Origin of the sequence: Oceanisphaera psychrotolerans, from assembly GCF_001870485.1 — a bacterium.
Classification (GTDB): Bacteria; Pseudomonadota; Gammaproteobacteria; order Enterobacterales; family Aeromonadaceae; genus Oceanimonas; species Oceanimonas psychrotolerans.
The window spans coordinates 51,494-67,861 of the sequence record NZ_MDKE01000001.1 but is presented as its reverse complement, the minus strand read 5'-3'; the positions used below and the strand labels follow the sequence as shown (position 1 = coordinate 67,861).

Here is a 16,368-nt window from a genome sequence, read left to right as displayed (position 1 = left end):
CATGCTTCAATGATTTAGACACCTTAATGGTGTGCCCATTCAACCTGATCCAGATCTATTCCGTCCTTGAACATTTCCCACAGCGGAGACATGTCACGCAGACGGCCGATGGCCTCGTTGACCAGGCGCACGGCGTAGTCAATCTGTTCTTCGGTGGTAAAGCGACCGATGCTGAAGCGGATGGAGCTGTGCGCCAGCTCGTCGTTCAGCCCCAGGGCACGCAGTACGTAAGACGGCTCCAGACTGGCCGAGGTACAGGCAGAACCGGAAGAGACCGCCAGGTCTTTCAGTGCCATGATCAGTGACTCACCTTCTACATAGGCGAAACTGATGTTGAAAATGCCCGGTACCCGCTGTTCCAGGTCACCGTTGACATAGACTTCTTCGATATCCTTGACCCCGTCATACAAACGGTTGCGCAGCGCCAGAATTCGCTCGCCTTCGGCGTGCATTTCTTCCTTGGCGATACGGAAGGCTTCACCCATGCCGACAATCTGGTGGGTCGCCAGGGTACCGGAGCGCATGCCCCGCTCGTGGCCGCCACCGTGCATCTGGGCTTCCAGACGTACGCGCGGCTTGCGGCAAACGTAAAGGCGCCGATGCCCTTGGGGCCGTAAATCTTGTGGGCTGACAGGGACAGCAGATCGATGTTCATGTCCTGCACGTCGATATCGGTCTTGCCGGCGCTCTGGGCGGCATCCACATGGAACATGATCTTGCGGCTGCGGCACAGTTCGCCGATGGCCTTGACGTCCTGGATCACGCCGGTTTCATTGTTCACGTGCATGATGCTCACCAGAATGGTGTCATCACGCATGGCATTTTCGATCTGCTCGAGAGTGAACAGGCCGTTGGGCTGAGGCTCGAGATAGGTGACCTCGAAACCTTCACGTTCCAGCTGGCGACAGGGATCCAGTACAGCCTTGTGCTCGGTCTTGGAGGTAATGATGTGCTTGCCTTTCTTGCCGTAGAAATTGGCAATACCCTTGATGGCCAGGTTATCGGATTCGGTCGCACCCGAGGTGAACACGATTTCACGCGGATCGGCATTGATCAGATCCGCAATCTGGTTGCGGGCAACATCAACCAGCTCTTCCGCCTGCCAGCCGAAGCGGTGCGAGCGGGAGGCCGGGTTACCAAAAACGCCGTCTTGGGTCAGGCATTGCATCATTTTTTCGGCGACGCGAGGGTCTACCGGGCAGGTAGCCGCATAGTCGAGATAAATGGGCAGTTTCATCATATTCTCCGTTCCAACGCTGCCCTGTTCGGCAGTCTTGTCATCGACATTTTAAAGTTGAACTTTAAGGCTCACTTTCTGTTGTGCCTGTTGTTCAGGCTCGTCCAGAGTCAGCAGGCTCAGATTGGTGTCTTGCCGCTCGGAAATCCGCCGGATATCCCGCTGGTTAACCAGCTCGTCCAGGCTGATGCCATCAAGAAAATTGCTGATTCGATCACTGAGCGCGCACCAGAGTGAATGGGTCAGACACTGGTTTCCGCTGTGGCAGTCCCCCTTGCCCTGACACTTGGTGGCATCCACCGACTCATCGACGGCGGCAATAACGGCGCCCACCGAAATAGCGGTCGCTTTCATGCCCAGCAAGTAGCCCCCACCCGGACCTCGTACGCTGCTGACCAGGCCCTGCTTGCGCAAACGGGCGAACAACTGCTCGAGGTAAGACAGGGAAATTCCCTGACGCTCGGATATGTCGGCCAGGGACACCGGGCCGGTATCGCCGTGTAGCGCCACATCCAGCATGGCGGTTACCGCGTAACGCCCTTTTGATGTCAGTCTCATGTGATTAAACCGTTTTCAGACATGGGCTCAGGGTGTCATACCCGAGTGTTTCAGTCAAGTATTAACCCGACCAGAACCGTCAGCTATTCGGCTCCCGTTAGCGGCCCTTTTTCTGCACCGAAGTCAGGATGCCGCGCAGTATGTTGAGCTCGTGATCTTCCGGTCGCGCCCGATTGAACATCCGGCGCAGTTTGGTCATTACCTGTCCCGGATGGGGCTTGATGATGAAGCCGGTTTCGAGCAGGGTCTGCTCCAGATGCTGATAGAAACGTTCCAGATCCTCGGACAGCGGGTAGTCCTGTTCGATTTCGGTCACCGCTCCCTGCTCCCCTGCCAGCCAGGCCATGCGAACTTCGTAACTCAGGGTCTGCACCGCCATCGCCAGGTTGAGCGAGCTGTATTCCGGATTGGCGGGAATGGCCACGTGAAAATGGCATTGCTGCAATTCGTCGTTGGAGAGACCGGTCCGCTCCCGACCGAACACCAGCGCCACCTTGTGCCGCGGCGCTTCGGTCATGACTTTTTCTCCCGCCTCCCGGGCATCCAGCATGGGCCAGGACCAGGTACGCGAACGGGCACTGGTGCCGATCACCAAGCCACAGTCGGCCACGGCCTCGGCCAGGGTCGGCACGGTGCGGGCATTGGCCAGAATATCGCTGGCACCGGCGGCCAGGGCAATGGCCTGGCTGTCCGGCGGGCTGACCGGATCGACCAGCCACAGGTCACTCAGCCCCATGGTTTTCATGGCGCGGGCGGCAGAGCCGATATTGCCGGTATGTGAGGTATTGACCAACACGATGCGTACTTGCTCAAGCATATTCACGTAATCCAAGGGTGCTTAAGGCGCAGGATTCTAGCACAGTCGAAGGCAGCTGTAAGCCTTCAGCCATCGGCGTTCAGTAGCCCGCGTCGCATGCGGGTCAGGGTTGCGGTTTGGGGTATGACTGATCGATTTCAGCAAGAGAAACCAGCCCGCACTTGGCGGTAGGATACAAGGTGCGGGCTGGCTTGTTTGACTGACGGCTGTCTTCAGCGTTTCAGGCGGGCCTGCTCACCGATGAGATCCAGCTCGAGCAGTGAATAGCGGTGCTCGACAAAATCGTAGATGTTGGTGGCCAGTGCCAGCTTGAAATAGACCACCGCCTGCTCCGGTTGCTTATTATGCTGGGCTTGCTTGGCCAGATAGAAGTAGGCTTCGCACAGGCGTTCGGCCAGTTCCTGGTTATCCTGACTTTCTTCCGAGATACGGTTGAGCAGTTGTTCATCACTCATCGACCCCAGATAAACGTTGACGATGTCCCAGGCCCACTCGTCGGAGCCATGGATCTGCTGATGACTGTGCAAGGCCTCTGTCGCGGTCTCGGGATCGAGCTGCTCCAGCGCCAGATACCACCACAGCAACCGGTAAGGGTCGGAAGGGTCTTCTTCCAGGAAAATCTTGAGATCCCGTGCCGCCAGCTGGGGGCGGCCGCCGTAATACAGGGCGATGCCCCGGTTCAGGTTGGCGTAGGCGTAGTCAGGCGCCAGCTCCAGTGCCGAGTCGAAAGCCTCGTAGGCTTCGTCAAACTCCTGGTTCTGGGTCAGGTAGACGCCATTGAGGTTATAGGCATCGGCAAAGTCAGGCCTTTCCCGCAACGCACGGTTAAAGTCCAGGCGGGCCATGGCTCGCAGTCCAACCCGGTCAAACACCACGCCACGCTGAAAAAACAGCTCGGCGCGCTGCTCTGGCGTCAACCCCGGTGAATTCAGCATCTGTCCCAGACGGGCAATTCCCAGCTCGCTTTCATAGGAAACCTGCATCGGCAAGGGTAACACCAGAGTGGGCGTCACCACCCGAGGCGCACTGCAGCCGGTCAGCATTAAACCAAGAAAGGCCAAGGGACCGAGCAATAATCTGTCTTTCAAGACGGCTCCGAACTTGTCTTATTATGACCACATGTTATGCAGCTCCACGACATTTGTCATGTTGCAAATGCATTTCACAATAAAAAGGGGCCCGACAGGCCCCTTTGGTAGGATGCTATCAGGGTAACGGCTCTTGATCCGCCCCTTCCTTCTCCACCTGTGTCGGCAGCATATGCTCCCGCTGTACCCCGAGCAGCATGGCCCAGGCACTGGCGATATAGATGGAAGAGTAGGTGCCGAAGCCGATGCCCAGCAGCAACGCGGTGGCAAAACCGTGGATCAGCGCGCCCCCCTTGAGGAACAGCGCCACCACCACCACCAAAGTGGTGGCCGAGGTGATCAGGGTCCGGCTCAGGGTTTCGGTAATGGCCTCGTCAAATACCTCGGCGGTGCTGGTGTCACGCACCCGGCGGAAGTTTTCCCGCACCCGGTCGAACACTACTATGGTATCGTTGAGCGAGTAGCCCACCACCGTCAGCAAGGCCGCCACTATGGTCAGGTCCACCTCGATTTGCATCCAGGAGAACACCCCCAGGGTGATCACCACATCATGGGCCAGCGACAGCACGGCACCGGAAGCCAGACGCCATTCGAAGCGCATCCCGACATAAAGCAGGATACAGAGCAAGGCCACCAGAATGGCCAGACCACCCTGCTCCGCCAGCTCGGCACCGATGGCAGGGCCGACGAACTCCAGCCGCTTCATTTCTGCCTCGGCAGACACCTGCATCATGGCGGTCATGACCGACTCGCCCTGCTGCTGCACGTCCACCCCTTCCTGGGGCGCCAGCCGGATCAATACGTCCCTGCTGGTACCGAAGTTCTGCACCGTCGCCCCCGACAGGCCGACCTGTTCGAGGTTATCGCGCACCTCGTCCAGTACAACCGCCTGCTCGAACGCGACTTCGACCACGGTGCCCCCGGTGAAGTCCAGGCCCCAGTTCAGCCCCCGGGTAAAGAGGCTGAAAAAGCACAGCGCAATCAGGGCCAGCGACAACACCGTCGCCGCCTTTGAATAGTGCATGAAGCGAATGGGCGCCCGGGTTTTGAGGATCTCAAACATCGGTTATTTCCTCATATCGACAGTTTGCTGAGACGCTTGCCGCCCCAGAGCAGGTTGACCAGAGCCCGGGTACCGACGATGGCGGTAAACATGGAGGCGAGAATACCGATCATCAGGGTCACGGCGAAGCCCTTGATGGGACCGGTGCCGACCGCAAACAGGATGATGGCGGTAAGCAGGGTAGTGATGTTGGCATCGGCAATGGTGCCGAGCGCCTTGTCATAGCCGATATGAATCGCCTGCTGTACTCCGCGCCCGTCCCGCAGCTCCTCACGGATCCGTTCGAAGATCAGCACGTTGGCATCCACTGACATGCCGATGGTCAGCACGATGCCGGCAATACCCGGCAGGGTCATGGTCGCCCCCGGCACCATCGACATCACCCCGATGATGATCACCAGGTTGGCCAGCAGCGCCGCATTGGCCACCAGGCCAAACTTGCGATAATAGATCAGCATGAACAGCACCACCGCCAGCATGCCGTAGACCATGGCCAGCAGGCCATTTTCCACGTTCTGCTGTCCCAGGCTCGGGCCTATGGTGCGCTCTTCCACGATCTGGATGGGCGCAATCAGGGCACCCGCCCGCAGCAGCAGCGCCAGATTCTGGGCTTCCGCCATGGAATCGATACCGGTGATACGGAAACTGCGCCCCAGCCGCGACTGTATGGTGGCCACGTTGATCACTTCCTGCTGTTTGCGGAACTGACGTGTACCATCTTCGTTCTGCTCATCGCCGGGCTTGTACTCGGTAAACACCGTCGCCATCGGACGACCGACATTATCCTTGGTAAAATCGGCCATGCGACTGCCACCGGGGGCATCGAGACTGATGTTCACCTGGGGGCGGCTGAACTCGTCCATGCCGGAGCTGGCATCCACGATATGCTCACCGGTCAGGATGATGCGCTTTTGCAACACCACCGGGCGACCGTCTCTGTCCCGCATCAACTCGCTGTTGGGCGGTACCCGGCCGGCACTGGCAGCGGCCACATCGGCACTTTCATCTACCAGGCGGAATTCCAGGGTCGCAGTGGCGCCGAGGATTTCCTTGGCGCGGGCGGTGTCCTGAATACCGGGCAACTGCACCACGATACGCTCGGCACCCTGACGCTGCACCAGCGGCTCGGCCACACCCAGCTCGTTGACCCGGTTACGGATGATGGTGATGTTCTGCTGCAGGGCGTATTCCTTCACTTCCTTCAGCCGCTGCTCACTCATCATCGCAAACAGACCGAAGGTCTCGCCGTTGTCACGGTCGGAGAACACCAGCCCCGGGTAACGACCACGCAGGTGGCTGAGCGCCTGGTCACGGGTTTCGGCATCACGGAACACCACCAGGGTGCCGCCGTCTTTCGCCAGCACACCGGAATAACGCAGGCGCTGTTCACGCAAGTCGGTGCGGAAGTCCTGCACCGTCTGCTCCTGCACCCGGCTCAGGGCTTCGTCCATGTCCACCTCCATCAGGAAGTGCACACCACCACGCAGGTCGAGACCCAGCTTGAGTGGGCCGGCACCGATGGCCTCGAGCCAGGAAGGCGTTGACGGAGCCAGGTTGAGGGCGGTGATGTAACCATCACCCAGCACATCCGCCACCAGATCCTTGCCCTTGAGCTGATCGTCGGTATTACGGAAGCGGATAAGTAACTGATCATCGGCCAGGGCGGCGCTTTTCACCGCAATGCCGGCATTGCTGAGAGTCTGCTGAGCCTGATTCAGAACGGCGGGGGTAACCTGGGTGCCACGGGAGCCAGACACCTGCAAGGCAGGGTCTTCACCAAATAGATTGGGTGCTGCATACAGAAAACTGATGGTGATCACGGCGATCACCATCAAGTATTTCCACAGCGGATATCGATTTAACACGCTGTGCTCCTCGACAGAGAATTAAAGGGACTGGATAGAACCCTTGGGCAGGACGGCGGTGATGAAGTCCTTTTTGATGGTGACCTGGCTCTGCTCGCTCAGGCTCAGCAATACGTAGTCGTTTTCGGCGGAGATCTTGGCAATCTTGCCTACCAGGCCACCGTTGGTCAGCACTTCGTCACCTTTGCTCAGGGAAGACATCAGGTTCTTGTGCTCTTTGACCCGCTTGGACTGGGGACGGAAGATCATGAAGTAGAAAATCAGGCCGAACACAACCAGCATGATGATCATTTCCATACCGCCACCGGCGGCTCCGTCCTGGGCATAAGCGTTGGAGATAATATCCATTCTTTTCATTTCCTCGTTGATGGTTAAAACAATAAGTGCCGAGTTACAACCTCCGTGGCGACGGAAGGATACAGCTTAGCCGACCGTGACATGCCATGGATGGCATGTCCGAGCGTACATGGATGTATTCACAGCGTGTCGGTGTGCTGTGCCTTCCGCCGCCAGGCTGCAGACTCAATGGTCAACCTGGTTATTCCACTTGCTCCGTCTGGCCCAATGGCGGCACGGGTTTACCCTGACGCGCATAGAACTCAGCTACAAAGTCGTCTAATTTACCCTGCTCTATGGCTCCGCGTAAACCTTCCATCACCCGTTGATAGAAACGCAGGTTGTGAATGGTGTTTAAACGCGCACCCAGGATCTCGTTGCACTTGTCCAGATGGTGCAGATAAGAGCGCGAATAATTCTTGCAGGTGTAGCAATCGCAGTCCGCATCCAGCGGGCCGGTATCGGTCTTGTGCTTGGCGTTGCGGATCTTGACCACCCCTTCGGTGGTAAACAGATGGCCGTTGCGCGCGTTACGGGTCGGCATCACGCAGTCGAACATGTCGACGCCCCGACGCACCCCTTCCACCAGATCTTCCGGCTTGCCCACCCCCATCAGGTAACGGGGCTTGTCGGCCGGAATTTTCGGGCAGGTATGCTCCAGCACCTTGTGCATTTCGTGTTTGGGCTCGCCCACCGCCAGGCCGCCCACGGCGTAGCCGTCGAAGCCTATCTCGAGCAGACCCTCCAGCGACTGATCACGCAAATCTTCGTAGACACTGCCCTGGATAATGCCGAACAGGGCGTTCTTGTTGCCCTGCTTGTCGAAATGATCCCGCGAGCGTTTGGCCCAGCGCAGAGACATTTCCATCGACTTCTTGGCCTCTTCCCAGGTCGCCGGATAGGGGGTGCATTCATCCATGATCATCACCACGTCGGAGCCCAGATCGTACTGGATTTCCATCGACACTTCGGGTGACAGGAAAATCTTGTCGCCGTTGACCGGATTGCGGAAATGAACGCCTTCTTCGGTGATCTTGCGGATGTCGCCCAGACTGAACACCTGGAAGCCGCCGGAGTCGGTGAGGATGGGGCCCTGCCAGTTCATGAAATCGTGCAGGTCGCCGTGCATCTTCATCACCTCCTGACCGGGACGGATCCACAGGTGAAAGGTGTTGCCGAGCAGAATATGAGCGCCGGTGTCGGCGACTTCTTCCGGGGTCATGCCCTTGACGGTACCGTAGGTGCCCACAGGCATGAAGGCCGGGGTTTCCACCACGCCACGGTCGAAGATCAGGCGGCCGCGACGGGCACGGCCATCGGTGGTTTGCAGTTCAAACTTCATCAGTTACCTCACTGGCCGGAGAAACAGTCCGACCTTGGTTTTATGGGACTGGGGATTAGGGAATAGGGATTAGAGACCCGAGGCATGGTTTGCCGGGGTTTACTCCCGGCAAACCATGCGGCATCGCTGCCTGAGTAAACCTGAGTCTGTAAACAGCGCTCGAATCCCCAGTCACCAGTCCCTAATCCCTGTTTTTAACCCTGTTGTCGAGTAATAAACATGGCATCACCGTAGCTGAAAAAACGGTAACGCTCGGCTACCGCCTGCCGGTAGGCTTCCATGATATGGTCGTAGCCGGCGAAGGCGCTGACCAGCATGATCAGGGTCGACTCGGGCAGGTGGAAATTGGTGATCATGGCGTCCACCAGCTGGAAGCGGTAGCCGGGGTAGATAAAGATATCGGTATCGCCGTAAAAGGGCGCCAGCGGCTCGCCGTTGGCCATGGTGGCCCGGGCGGCGCTTTCCAGCGAGCGTACCGAGGTGGTACCCACGGCAATGACCCGACCGCCCCGGGCGCGGGTGGCTGCTATCTGCGCGACCACTTCGGGCGACACTTCGATATATTCGGCGTGCATCTTGTGCTCGAGCACCTTGTCGACCCGCACCGGCTGAAAGGTGCCGGCGCCCACGTGCAGGGTAACGAAGGCCAGTTCGGCGCCCTTGGCGGTCAGGGCGTCCAACAGCGGCTGATCGAAGTGCAGGCCGGCGGTGGGCGCGGCCACGGCGCCGGGCTTTTCGTTGTAAACGGTCTGGTAACGCTCTTTGTCGGCGTCGGTGTCGGGCCGGTCGATGTAAGGCGGCAGCGGCATGTGACCTACCGCTTCGAGGATCTCGAGCACCGGTCTTTCGTCGTGGAATTCGATTTCAAACAGGGCGTCGTGGCGGGCCAGCATGGTCGCCTGCACATCCGGCTCCAGCACAAGGGCAGAGCCCGGTTTGGGCGCCTTGGAGGCGCGCACGTGGGCCAGCACCCGCTTGTCGTCCAGCACCCGCTCGACCAGCACTTCCAGTTTGCCGCCGCTGGCCTTGCGCCCGAACAGCCGGGCCGGGATCACCCGGGTATTGTTGAATACCAGCAGATCACCGGGATTGACCAGGTTCAGGATCTGACCGAATTGACCATGGGTGATGTCACCGCTGTTACCGTTCAGCTGCAGCAGCCGGCTGGCGGAGCGTTCGGGCATCGGATGGCGGGCTATCAGTTCGTCGGGGAGCTCAAAGGAAAAATCGCGGACCAGCATACACAACCTCTTGTCATAACGGGCGCTAGTCTAGTGAGGCCGTCCCACAGGATCAAGGCAATTCGCCCACCCTTGGGGCATAATGGGCATTCCCGCGCGGCCGTACCGGTGCCGCAAGAGGTTGCTCTACCCGACCGCCCGGTTAGGCTATCTTGATATAAAGTAGAGAGGAGAAAGATTATGCCCGCCATCGTCTCTGAAATTATGTCACGCAACGTCATCGCCCTGCCCCCCTCGACCACCCTGGCCGAAGCCCGCACCCTGATGCAGCGCCATCATATCCGTCATCTGCCGGTACAGACGGACGATCGTCTGGTGGGACTGGTCAGCCAGCGGGATATTCTGGCGGCGCAGGAGTCGAGTCTGGAGCAGAGCACCAATGGCGACTTTCTGCAACAGCATCAGATTTCGGAGGTGATGGTGCATGAGGTGACCACCGTCAGCCCCAGAGCCGGTATCCGCGAAGCCGCCCTTCATCTGCAAAAGCACAAGTACGGCTGCCTGCCGGTGGTCGACAAGGGCAGACTGGTGGGCATCGTCACCGACAGCGACTTCGTCACCGTCGCCATCCACCTGCTGGAGGTGCTGGATGCCCAGCTGGCCGAGCCGCCGATCGACGAGCCTGATGACGACGATCTGGACCTGGATTTGGCGAACGCCCGGGCCAGTGCCGACGATCAGCCTGCGTCATGAATTACCTGGCTCACCTGCATCTGGCGTATATCAGCAACACCAGCCTGCCCGGCGCCCTGCTCGGCGAATATGCCAGGGGCAGCATCGATCCCCGTTTGCCATCATCCTTGCAGATCGGTATTCAACTGCACCGGCGCATCGACAGTTTCACCGATGCCCATCCCCTGCATGCCGGGGCCGTGCGTAACCTGCCCAGCCCCTTTCGTCGCTATGGCGGCATCATCATGGACATGATGTTCGATCACTTTCTCGCCAGCCACTGGTCTCGCTATCACCCCTGGCCGCTGGACGACTTTATCGGCTACAGCCATCGGCAGCTGCAACCGGACGCACACTGGCCTGAGGCCATGGTCACCCTGGTGGAGCGGCTCAAGCAATACCGCTTGCTGGAAAGCTACCGGAGCCTGGAGGGCATTACCCTCGCCATCGCTCGCATCGACCCCCGTTTTCGCCGGCCCACTCCCCTGCCCCGGTGCGCGCCACTCCTGCAGCAACAGTATTCCGCCATGGAGCAGGCCTTTCTCGGCTTTTATCCCGAGCTGCAGCGCTTCGTGCTGGATCAGTCCCGGGCCCTGGGATTGGCCGGGTAGAACAACGTCGGTTGCACCGGCTGGTGACTGAACAGCCGGGTATTCTTGTGGGGCAACTTCATGAAGCCCCCCACTCCCTGATCGTCGATCGTCGGTATCAGTTCCACTATCTGCCGTAACAGGGCGGCGAACTCCGCCTCGGCGGCGGCATCCAGCAGCCGGTAGTAGCTGTGCAGCTTCATGTACCGCGGCGTCACCTCGAAGATGATGCAGCCGGTATGATGAATCTCGTTGAGCCGGGCGATCACCGCCATGATGGCGGTGGGCAGTACCAGCTGTTCGTCCGGATCCCGGCCATCCTCGAAATAGGAATGCTGGCGACTGGCATCAGGGGGACTGGGAATGGCCGCCAGTCGATAGGGAATACGGGTGTCCGCGGCCGGCTCGAAAGGCAACGCCGGCGCCCCGCGACTCAGGTGGATGGTATTGCGGGCGTGAACAGACAGGCCTTGAACAGACCGATTTTATCGATGGCCCGGGCCAGCATCACCACGTTGTTGACCGCCAGCGCAAAGGCGGGCCGTAGCTCCTCATCGTAGAGGTTGAGGCAGGAGTCGATATAGAGCCCTTCTTCCCGCCAGTGCAGAGCCAGCCCGCCCACCACCGGATAACGCCCCAGCCGGCTGACCGCCGCCACGAAGGCCTTTTCGGTATCCCCCATTCCTGCCAGGTAGTTCTTGTAGTAGCGCTCCAGCTGGGCATCGTCCACATAATGGATACCGGCCTCCTCACTGTGCTCGCGCAGAAAGGATTTACGGGAGGAATAAACCACGGTGTCCATGTCGTGACGCTCGGGACTGGTCCACACCGGCAGCATGGGGCTGTCATCAAACAGCGGCAGCTCGGGCAGCACCAGCCGCTTCAATCGCGGCATGGCGGCAATGAAATGATCTCCGGCCCGCCGCCGGAGTCCGGCATCGTCCCCCAGCAAGGCGTCCAGCATCAACGCAAATTCCTTCGGCAAGCCCAGGCTCACCGCCGGTATGGCGTGGCAGCCAAAACGACAGGACTGGCCCGACGCCAGCGCGTAGAGGGTGGCCGCGACCCCCTGCTCGTCGAAACGCGGACTGGACAGCGCCCCTTCCCGTTGTTCGGGCCCGATGAAATAGACATCCCCCAGCCGCGCATTGCTGTGTTGCAGATCCGCCGACATCAGCTGCATCACATTGGCGGACACAAACTGCCCCTCACCATCGAGCTGGGCAAACACCGAGGATCCCCAGTCCACCAGACTGAGGTGGCCGCTGTCCTCATCGAACACGATGTTGGAGGGCTTGATATCGCCGTGCACCACGGGCGCGGGCTGGCCGTCCTTGCGGTGCTGACGCAGGGCCTGAAGAATGTCCGCCAACTGGGCGGCGATGTCGATCAACTGGCGGGGCGGCAGCCGCCCCCGACGCAGGCTGTATTGCTCCAGATCCACGCCTCTGGCCCGACTCATCATCAGGATGCCCTGCTTCTTCAGTCGCTGATAGGTGATATAGGTCGGCACTCGCGGATGACGCACCTGCGACAGCATAGAGGCCTCGTCGGCCAGCCGTTCCCGGATATGTTCGGGCAGGGTGATGCGAGAAAACTTGAAAGCATACTCTTCCCCCGGTTCGGCGTTGCCGGCGAAGGTAAAACCGTAGGCGCCGTGCCCCACCAGGCTGATATGGCGGTAACCCAGTTTTTCCAGCTGGCTCACGCACAGGGCAATCCAGTCTTTCAGCTTTCTGGCGTCATTGGCATTGAGCAGGTAGATGGACTGCTCTTCGGGGATATAGAAATTGCGTAACTGATGCCGGCTCATGATCGAATCAACCATTATTATTTCAATTGGGCCAGCATCCGCTCCGGTTGCTCCAGGTAACGGTACCAGCGCCGGTTGAAGCGGGCCAGGGTGGCGCCGTCGATCAAACGGTGATCCGCCGACCAGCACACCATCATCAGTTCCTGTGCCACCACTTCACCGGCCTCGTTGAAGCGCGGCAGCCGCTGCCAGCGCCCCAGCGCGGCAATGGCCACCTGCGGCGGCATGACGACCGGGGTAGACACCACACCACCGAGGGTACCGATATTGGACAGGGTAATGGTGGCGCCCTGCAGCTCGGCCGGGGCCAGCCGACCGGCCCGCGCCGCCGCCGTGAGTCGTTCCAGCTCGGCGGCGATGTCCAGCAAGGAGCGTCGCTGACAGTGACGCAGCACCGGCACCAGCAAGCCGGCGTCGGTATCCACCGCCACCCCGATATGATGATCCGGCAGATAGCTGACCCCGGTACCCTTGGGGTTGAGCCGGCTGTTGAATAACGGAAAATCGTGCAGTGCCAGCGACAGCGCCTTGATAAAAAACGGCAGCAGGGTGAGCTTGATGTCCTCCTCCGAAAACACCGGCTTCAACCTTTTTTTCAGTCGCAGCAGCTCGCCCAGCGCCAGCTCGTCACAAAAGGTAAATTGCGGAATGGCCAGCGAGGCCGTCATCTGCCGGGCCATGGCGGCGGCAATGCCGGTCAGCGGTTCACTGTGCCCTTCCGCGTCGCCCGGCTCCGGATCGACCGAACGAGTGCCGGTCGCCTTTTCTTGTTTCCGCTCTGCCAGATAGGCATCGATGTCTTCCTTGTAGATACGCCCCTTGTCGCCGGAGCCGGGGATCCGGCTCAGATCCAGCTCCAGCTCCCGGGCCAGCCGGCGCACCGCCGGACTGGCCACCGCCTTGGCCCCGGCCGACGCCGGGTCGATTGACGGCTCACGCGATTCACGCTCGGTAGGCCGGGAAACCGGAACCGGCTCGGCCTTTGATTCGGGTTCGGGTCTCGATGCCGGTGCGGATACCGCAACCGGCTGCGCCATCTCCGGTTCCGACCCGGCATCGGCGTCTCCTGCCACTTCCATCTCGAACAATGGCGCATGTACCCTGGCCATCTTGCCCCTCGCGATATAAAGCCGGGTCACAGTGCCACTGTGCATTGCCGGTATCTGCACCAGTGCCTTGTCGGTCATCACATCGCAGATCGCCTGATCCTCGACCACCCGATCGCCTTCCTCCACCAGCCACTCCACCAGCTCGCATTCCACTATGCCTTCACCGATATCCGGCAGATAAAAATCCTGCTTCATGCCGCCCCCTCAAAAGTTGAACGTGCGCACTATGGCGGCGTAAGTCTTCAGATGATCCGCCATGTATTCTTTTTCCAGTGCCAGCGGATAGGGTGTATCCAGGCCGCAGACCCGGGTGATGGGGCTTTCCAGATATAGAAAACAGCGCTGCTGAATGGTGGCCGCAATTTCTCCGGCAAAGCCGCCGGTGAGCGGTGCCTCCTGGCTGATCACCAGTCGACCGGTTTTCAACACCGACTCGGCCACCCGCTCCACATCCCAGGGCAGTATGCTGCGCAAGTCGACCAGCTCGCAGGAAATGCCGTCCTGCTCGGCCAGGGCCACCGCCCTGCCCGCCACTTCCATCTGGGCGCCCCAGGCCAGCACGGTGATATCGGTTCCCTGCTGCACTACCTCGGCCTCGCCCAGAGGCAATTCATAGTAGTCTTCATCCACTTCCCCCACGGCGGCCCGGTACAATCGTTTGGGTTCCATGAACAACACCGGATCCGGGCTGGCGATGGCGGCCAGCAGCAGCCCCTTGGCCTGGGCCGGGTCCCGGGGTATCACCACTCGCAGCCCCGCCGTGTGGGCAAAGTAAGCCTCCGGGGACTGGCTGTGATAATGACCGCCACTGATGCCGCCACCATAGGGGGTGCGGATCACCAGGCCGCCCACATCGAACTGGTTGCCGGAGCGATAGCGGTACTTGGCGGTTTCGTTGATGATTTGATCGAACGCCGGGTAGATATAATCGGCAAACTGGATTTCGGCCACCGGCTTCAGCCCCCGGGCCGCCATGCCATTGGCAAAACCGATGATGCCCTGTTCGGTAAGGGGCGTATTGAAGCAACGCTGTTTGCCGTATTTGTCCTGCAGCTTGCTGGTGGCCCGAAACACCCCGCCGAAATGGCCGACATCCTCGCCGAAGCAGACCACGCTTCGTCTCGCGCCATCGCCAGATCCAGCGCCTGGTTGATGGCCTGCAACAGATTCATTTCTGCCATTATTCAAACCTCCCCGCCGTCAGCGGATAGGCATCCGGATATTGCCGAATATGGGCTTTCAGCTGCTCGAGCTGTTCGCTTACGCCGGCGTCGGTTCGGCGTACACATCGCCAATCAGGGTATCGATATGAGGCTTGGGCAACTGCTCGGCGGCTTTCAGTGCCTCCAGCACCTCCTGACGCAGGGCATCGGTCGCAATCTGATCGGATGCTTCGTCCAGCCACTCCTTATGCTGCAGCCACAAACGATAGCGGGCGATGGGATCCTGCTTGCGCCAGCGTTCTTCTTCTTCCCGGGAACGATAACCGCTGGGGTCGTCGGAAGACGAGTGAGCGCCCAGCCGATAGGCGATGGCTTCCACCAGTACCGGTTGCTGCTGCTCCAGCGCCAGCTTGCGGGCCAGCCGGGTCGCCTCGTACACCGCCAGCGCATCGGCACCGTCCACCCGAATCGCCTGCATGCCGTACCCCACCGCCCGGCAGGCAATGCCGTCACCGATAAACTGCTCATTGGCCGGGGTCGAGATGGCATAACCGTTGTTACGGCAGAAAAAGATCACCGGCGCCCGCAGCACGGCCGCCATGTTCAGGCCCGCATGAAAGTCCCCTTCCGATGCCGCCCCTTCGCCGAAATAACAGAGGGTAACGTTGCTTTCTCCCCTCAGTTTCTGGCCGTAGGCATAGCCGCTGGCCTGAGGGATCTGGGTACCAAGCGGAGAGGAAATGGTCATGAAGTGAAGATCCCGACTGCCATAGTGCACAGGCATCTGCCGGCCCTTGCCCAGATCCCGTTCGTTGGACAACAGCTGATTCATGAACTGATTGAGGCTGAAACCCCGATAGTGCAACGCCCCCTGTTCCCGGTACTGGGCCATGATCATGTCCTTCCGGTCCAGAGCGGCGGCACTGGCCACGGTACTCGCCTCCTCACCCAGGCATTGCATATAGAAGCTGAGCCGGCCCTGACGCTGGGCCGCCAGCATGCGTTCATCCAGAATACGAATAAACACCATGCTCTCGTATATTTTCAATGCCGTTTCTCTGTCCAGTACCGGCGGCGAGGCTCCCGCAAAAAGGGAGCCGTCTTCCTGCAAAATGCTGAGGGTGGGAATACTGAGTGCCTGAGCACCGGTAAACTGAGCCTGGTGCACCCTGAAGGCGGTGGTATTGCTCGGGTTGGTCATGGCGTCACTCCCCCTCATTGACCGGAGGATGCTGTAAACGAGGCCAGACCGGCATCCCCATGGCCGCTTGACATGACGCCAATTATAACACCTGGTTAACAAGCTGCCGGGAGTGAGCAGGCTCGCCGTTACCGGTCGAGGCCGGGGAAGCGGGCTCTTGTCCTCTTTGATGCTCCAGCGTGACCCGTTGACCCCTTCTACGGGTCAAAGACATAAAAAAATGGCAGCCCTGGGGCTGCCAAAATACGAGATGGACCTAGTTAGTATTATTTT

The 16,368-nt window shown here is 59.9% G+C and carries 15 protein-coding genes and 1 pseudogene; 2 read left to right on the top strand and 14 right to left on the bottom strand.

What is annotated here, in order from left to right; all coding sequences use genetic code 11:
• Positions 1-23: 23 nt before the first annotated feature.
• From BFR47_RS00315 to queA, 9 genes and pseudogenes are all read right to left on the bottom strand, one after another.
• Positions 24-1,237, bottom strand: a pseudogene (locus BFR47_RS00315) (IscS subfamily cysteine desulfurase).
• A 51-nt stretch (positions 1,238-1,288) separates the two neighbouring features.
• Positions 1,289-1,795 carry a Fe-S cluster assembly transcriptional regulator IscR gene (iscR, locus tag BFR47_RS00310; protein WP_083398939.1) on the bottom strand — a complete coding sequence of 169 codons (507 nt, stop codon included), beginning with the start codon at positions 1,793-1,795 and terminating at the stop codon, positions 1,289-1,291.
• Positions 1,796-1,892: 97 nt separating this feature from the next.
• Entirely contained in the window at positions 1,893-2,612 is a 720-nt protein-coding gene (trmJ, locus tag BFR47_RS00305) for a tRNA (cytosine(32)/uridine(32)-2'-O)-methyltransferase TrmJ (RefSeq protein WP_071471220.1), read from the bottom strand.
• Between the two features lie 212 nt (positions 2,613-2,824).
• The gene (gene nlpI / locus BFR47_RS00300) at positions 2,825-3,700 is read right to left on the bottom strand and encodes a lipoprotein NlpI (RefSeq protein ID WP_281245916.1); all 876 of its coding nucleotides are present in this window, start codon (positions 3,698-3,700) and stop codon (positions 2,825-2,827) included.
• A 118-nt stretch (positions 3,701-3,818) separates the two neighbouring features.
• Positions 3,819-4,763 carry a protein translocase subunit SecF gene (gene secF / locus BFR47_RS00295; protein ID WP_071471218.1) on the bottom strand — a complete coding sequence of 315 codons (945 nt, stop codon included), beginning with the start codon at positions 4,761-4,763 and terminating at the stop codon, positions 3,819-3,821.
• A gap of 11 nt (positions 4,764-4,774) precedes the next feature.
• Positions 4,775-6,628 (bottom strand): protein translocase subunit SecD, encoded by a 1,854-nt coding sequence (secD, locus tag BFR47_RS00290; protein WP_071471217.1) that lies wholly within the window; start codon positions 6,626-6,628, stop codon positions 4,775-4,777.
• A 21-nt stretch (positions 6,629-6,649) separates the two neighbouring features.
• Positions 6,650-6,976 (bottom strand): preprotein translocase subunit YajC, encoded by a 327-nt coding sequence (gene yajC, locus BFR47_RS00285; protein ID WP_071471216.1) that lies wholly within the window; start codon positions 6,974-6,976, stop codon positions 6,650-6,652.
• Positions 6,977-7,166: 190 nt separating this feature from the next.
• Positions 7,167-8,306 carry a tRNA guanosine(34) transglycosylase Tgt gene (tgt, locus tag BFR47_RS00280; protein ID WP_071471215.1) on the bottom strand — a complete coding sequence of 380 codons (1,140 nt, stop codon included), beginning with the start codon at positions 8,304-8,306 and terminating at the stop codon, positions 7,167-7,169.
• A gap of 194 nt (positions 8,307-8,500) precedes the next feature.
• Positions 8,501-9,547, bottom strand: coding sequence for a tRNA preQ1(34) S-adenosylmethionine ribosyltransferase-isomerase QueA (gene queA / locus BFR47_RS00275; RefSeq protein WP_071471214.1), 1,047 nt, complete (start codon positions 9,545-9,547; stop codon positions 8,501-8,503).
• Positions 9,548-9,727: 180 nt separating this feature from the next.
• On the opposite strand from queA, the gene BFR47_RS00270 reads away from it, so the two are divergent.
• Both BFR47_RS00270 and BFR47_RS00265 read left to right on the top strand, forming a co-directional pair.
• Positions 9,728-10,240 (top strand): CBS domain-containing protein, encoded by a 513-nt coding sequence (locus BFR47_RS00270; protein WP_071471213.1) that lies wholly within the window; start codon positions 9,728-9,730, stop codon positions 10,238-10,240.
• Positions 10,237-10,830, top strand: coding sequence for an acyl carrier protein phosphodiesterase (locus BFR47_RS00265; protein ID WP_071471212.1), 594 nt, complete (start codon positions 10,237-10,239; stop codon positions 10,828-10,830). The genes BFR47_RS00270 and BFR47_RS00265 overlap by 4 nt, the downstream gene beginning before the upstream one ends.
• Here BFR47_RS00265 and BFR47_RS18330 read toward each other — a convergent pair.
• From BFR47_RS18330 to BFR47_RS00245, 5 genes are all read right to left on the bottom strand, one after another.
• Complete coding sequence (locus BFR47_RS18330) at positions 10,800-11,225, bottom strand: hypothetical protein (RefSeq protein WP_245748717.1); 426 nt, start codon at positions 11,223-11,225, stop codon at positions 10,800-10,802. The two genes, BFR47_RS00265 and BFR47_RS18330, sit on opposite strands and share 31 nt — an antisense overlap.
• Before the next feature lie 17 nt (positions 11,226-11,242).
• Positions 11,243-12,637: a protein kinase domain-containing protein gene (locus BFR47_RS00260; protein WP_245748716.1), complete on the bottom strand. Its 1,395-nt coding sequence runs from the start codon at positions 12,635-12,637 to the stop codon at positions 11,243-11,245.
• A gap of 2 nt (positions 12,638-12,639) precedes the next feature.
• Positions 12,640-13,926, bottom strand: a complete 1,287-nt coding sequence (locus BFR47_RS00255; RefSeq protein WP_071471211.1) for a 2-oxo acid dehydrogenase subunit E2 — start codon at positions 13,924-13,926, stop codon at positions 12,640-12,642.
• A gap of 9 nt (positions 13,927-13,935) precedes the next feature.
• Positions 13,936-14,844 (bottom strand): alpha-ketoacid dehydrogenase subunit beta, encoded by a 909-nt coding sequence (locus BFR47_RS00250; protein ID WP_245748715.1) that lies wholly within the window; start codon positions 14,842-14,844, stop codon positions 13,936-13,938.
• A 147-nt stretch (positions 14,845-14,991) separates the two neighbouring features.
• Positions 14,992-16,095, bottom strand: coding sequence for a thiamine pyrophosphate-dependent dehydrogenase E1 component subunit alpha (locus tag BFR47_RS00245; protein ID WP_245748714.1), 1,104 nt, complete (start codon positions 16,093-16,095; stop codon positions 14,992-14,994).
• Between the last annotated feature and the right edge of the window lie 273 nt (positions 16,096-16,368).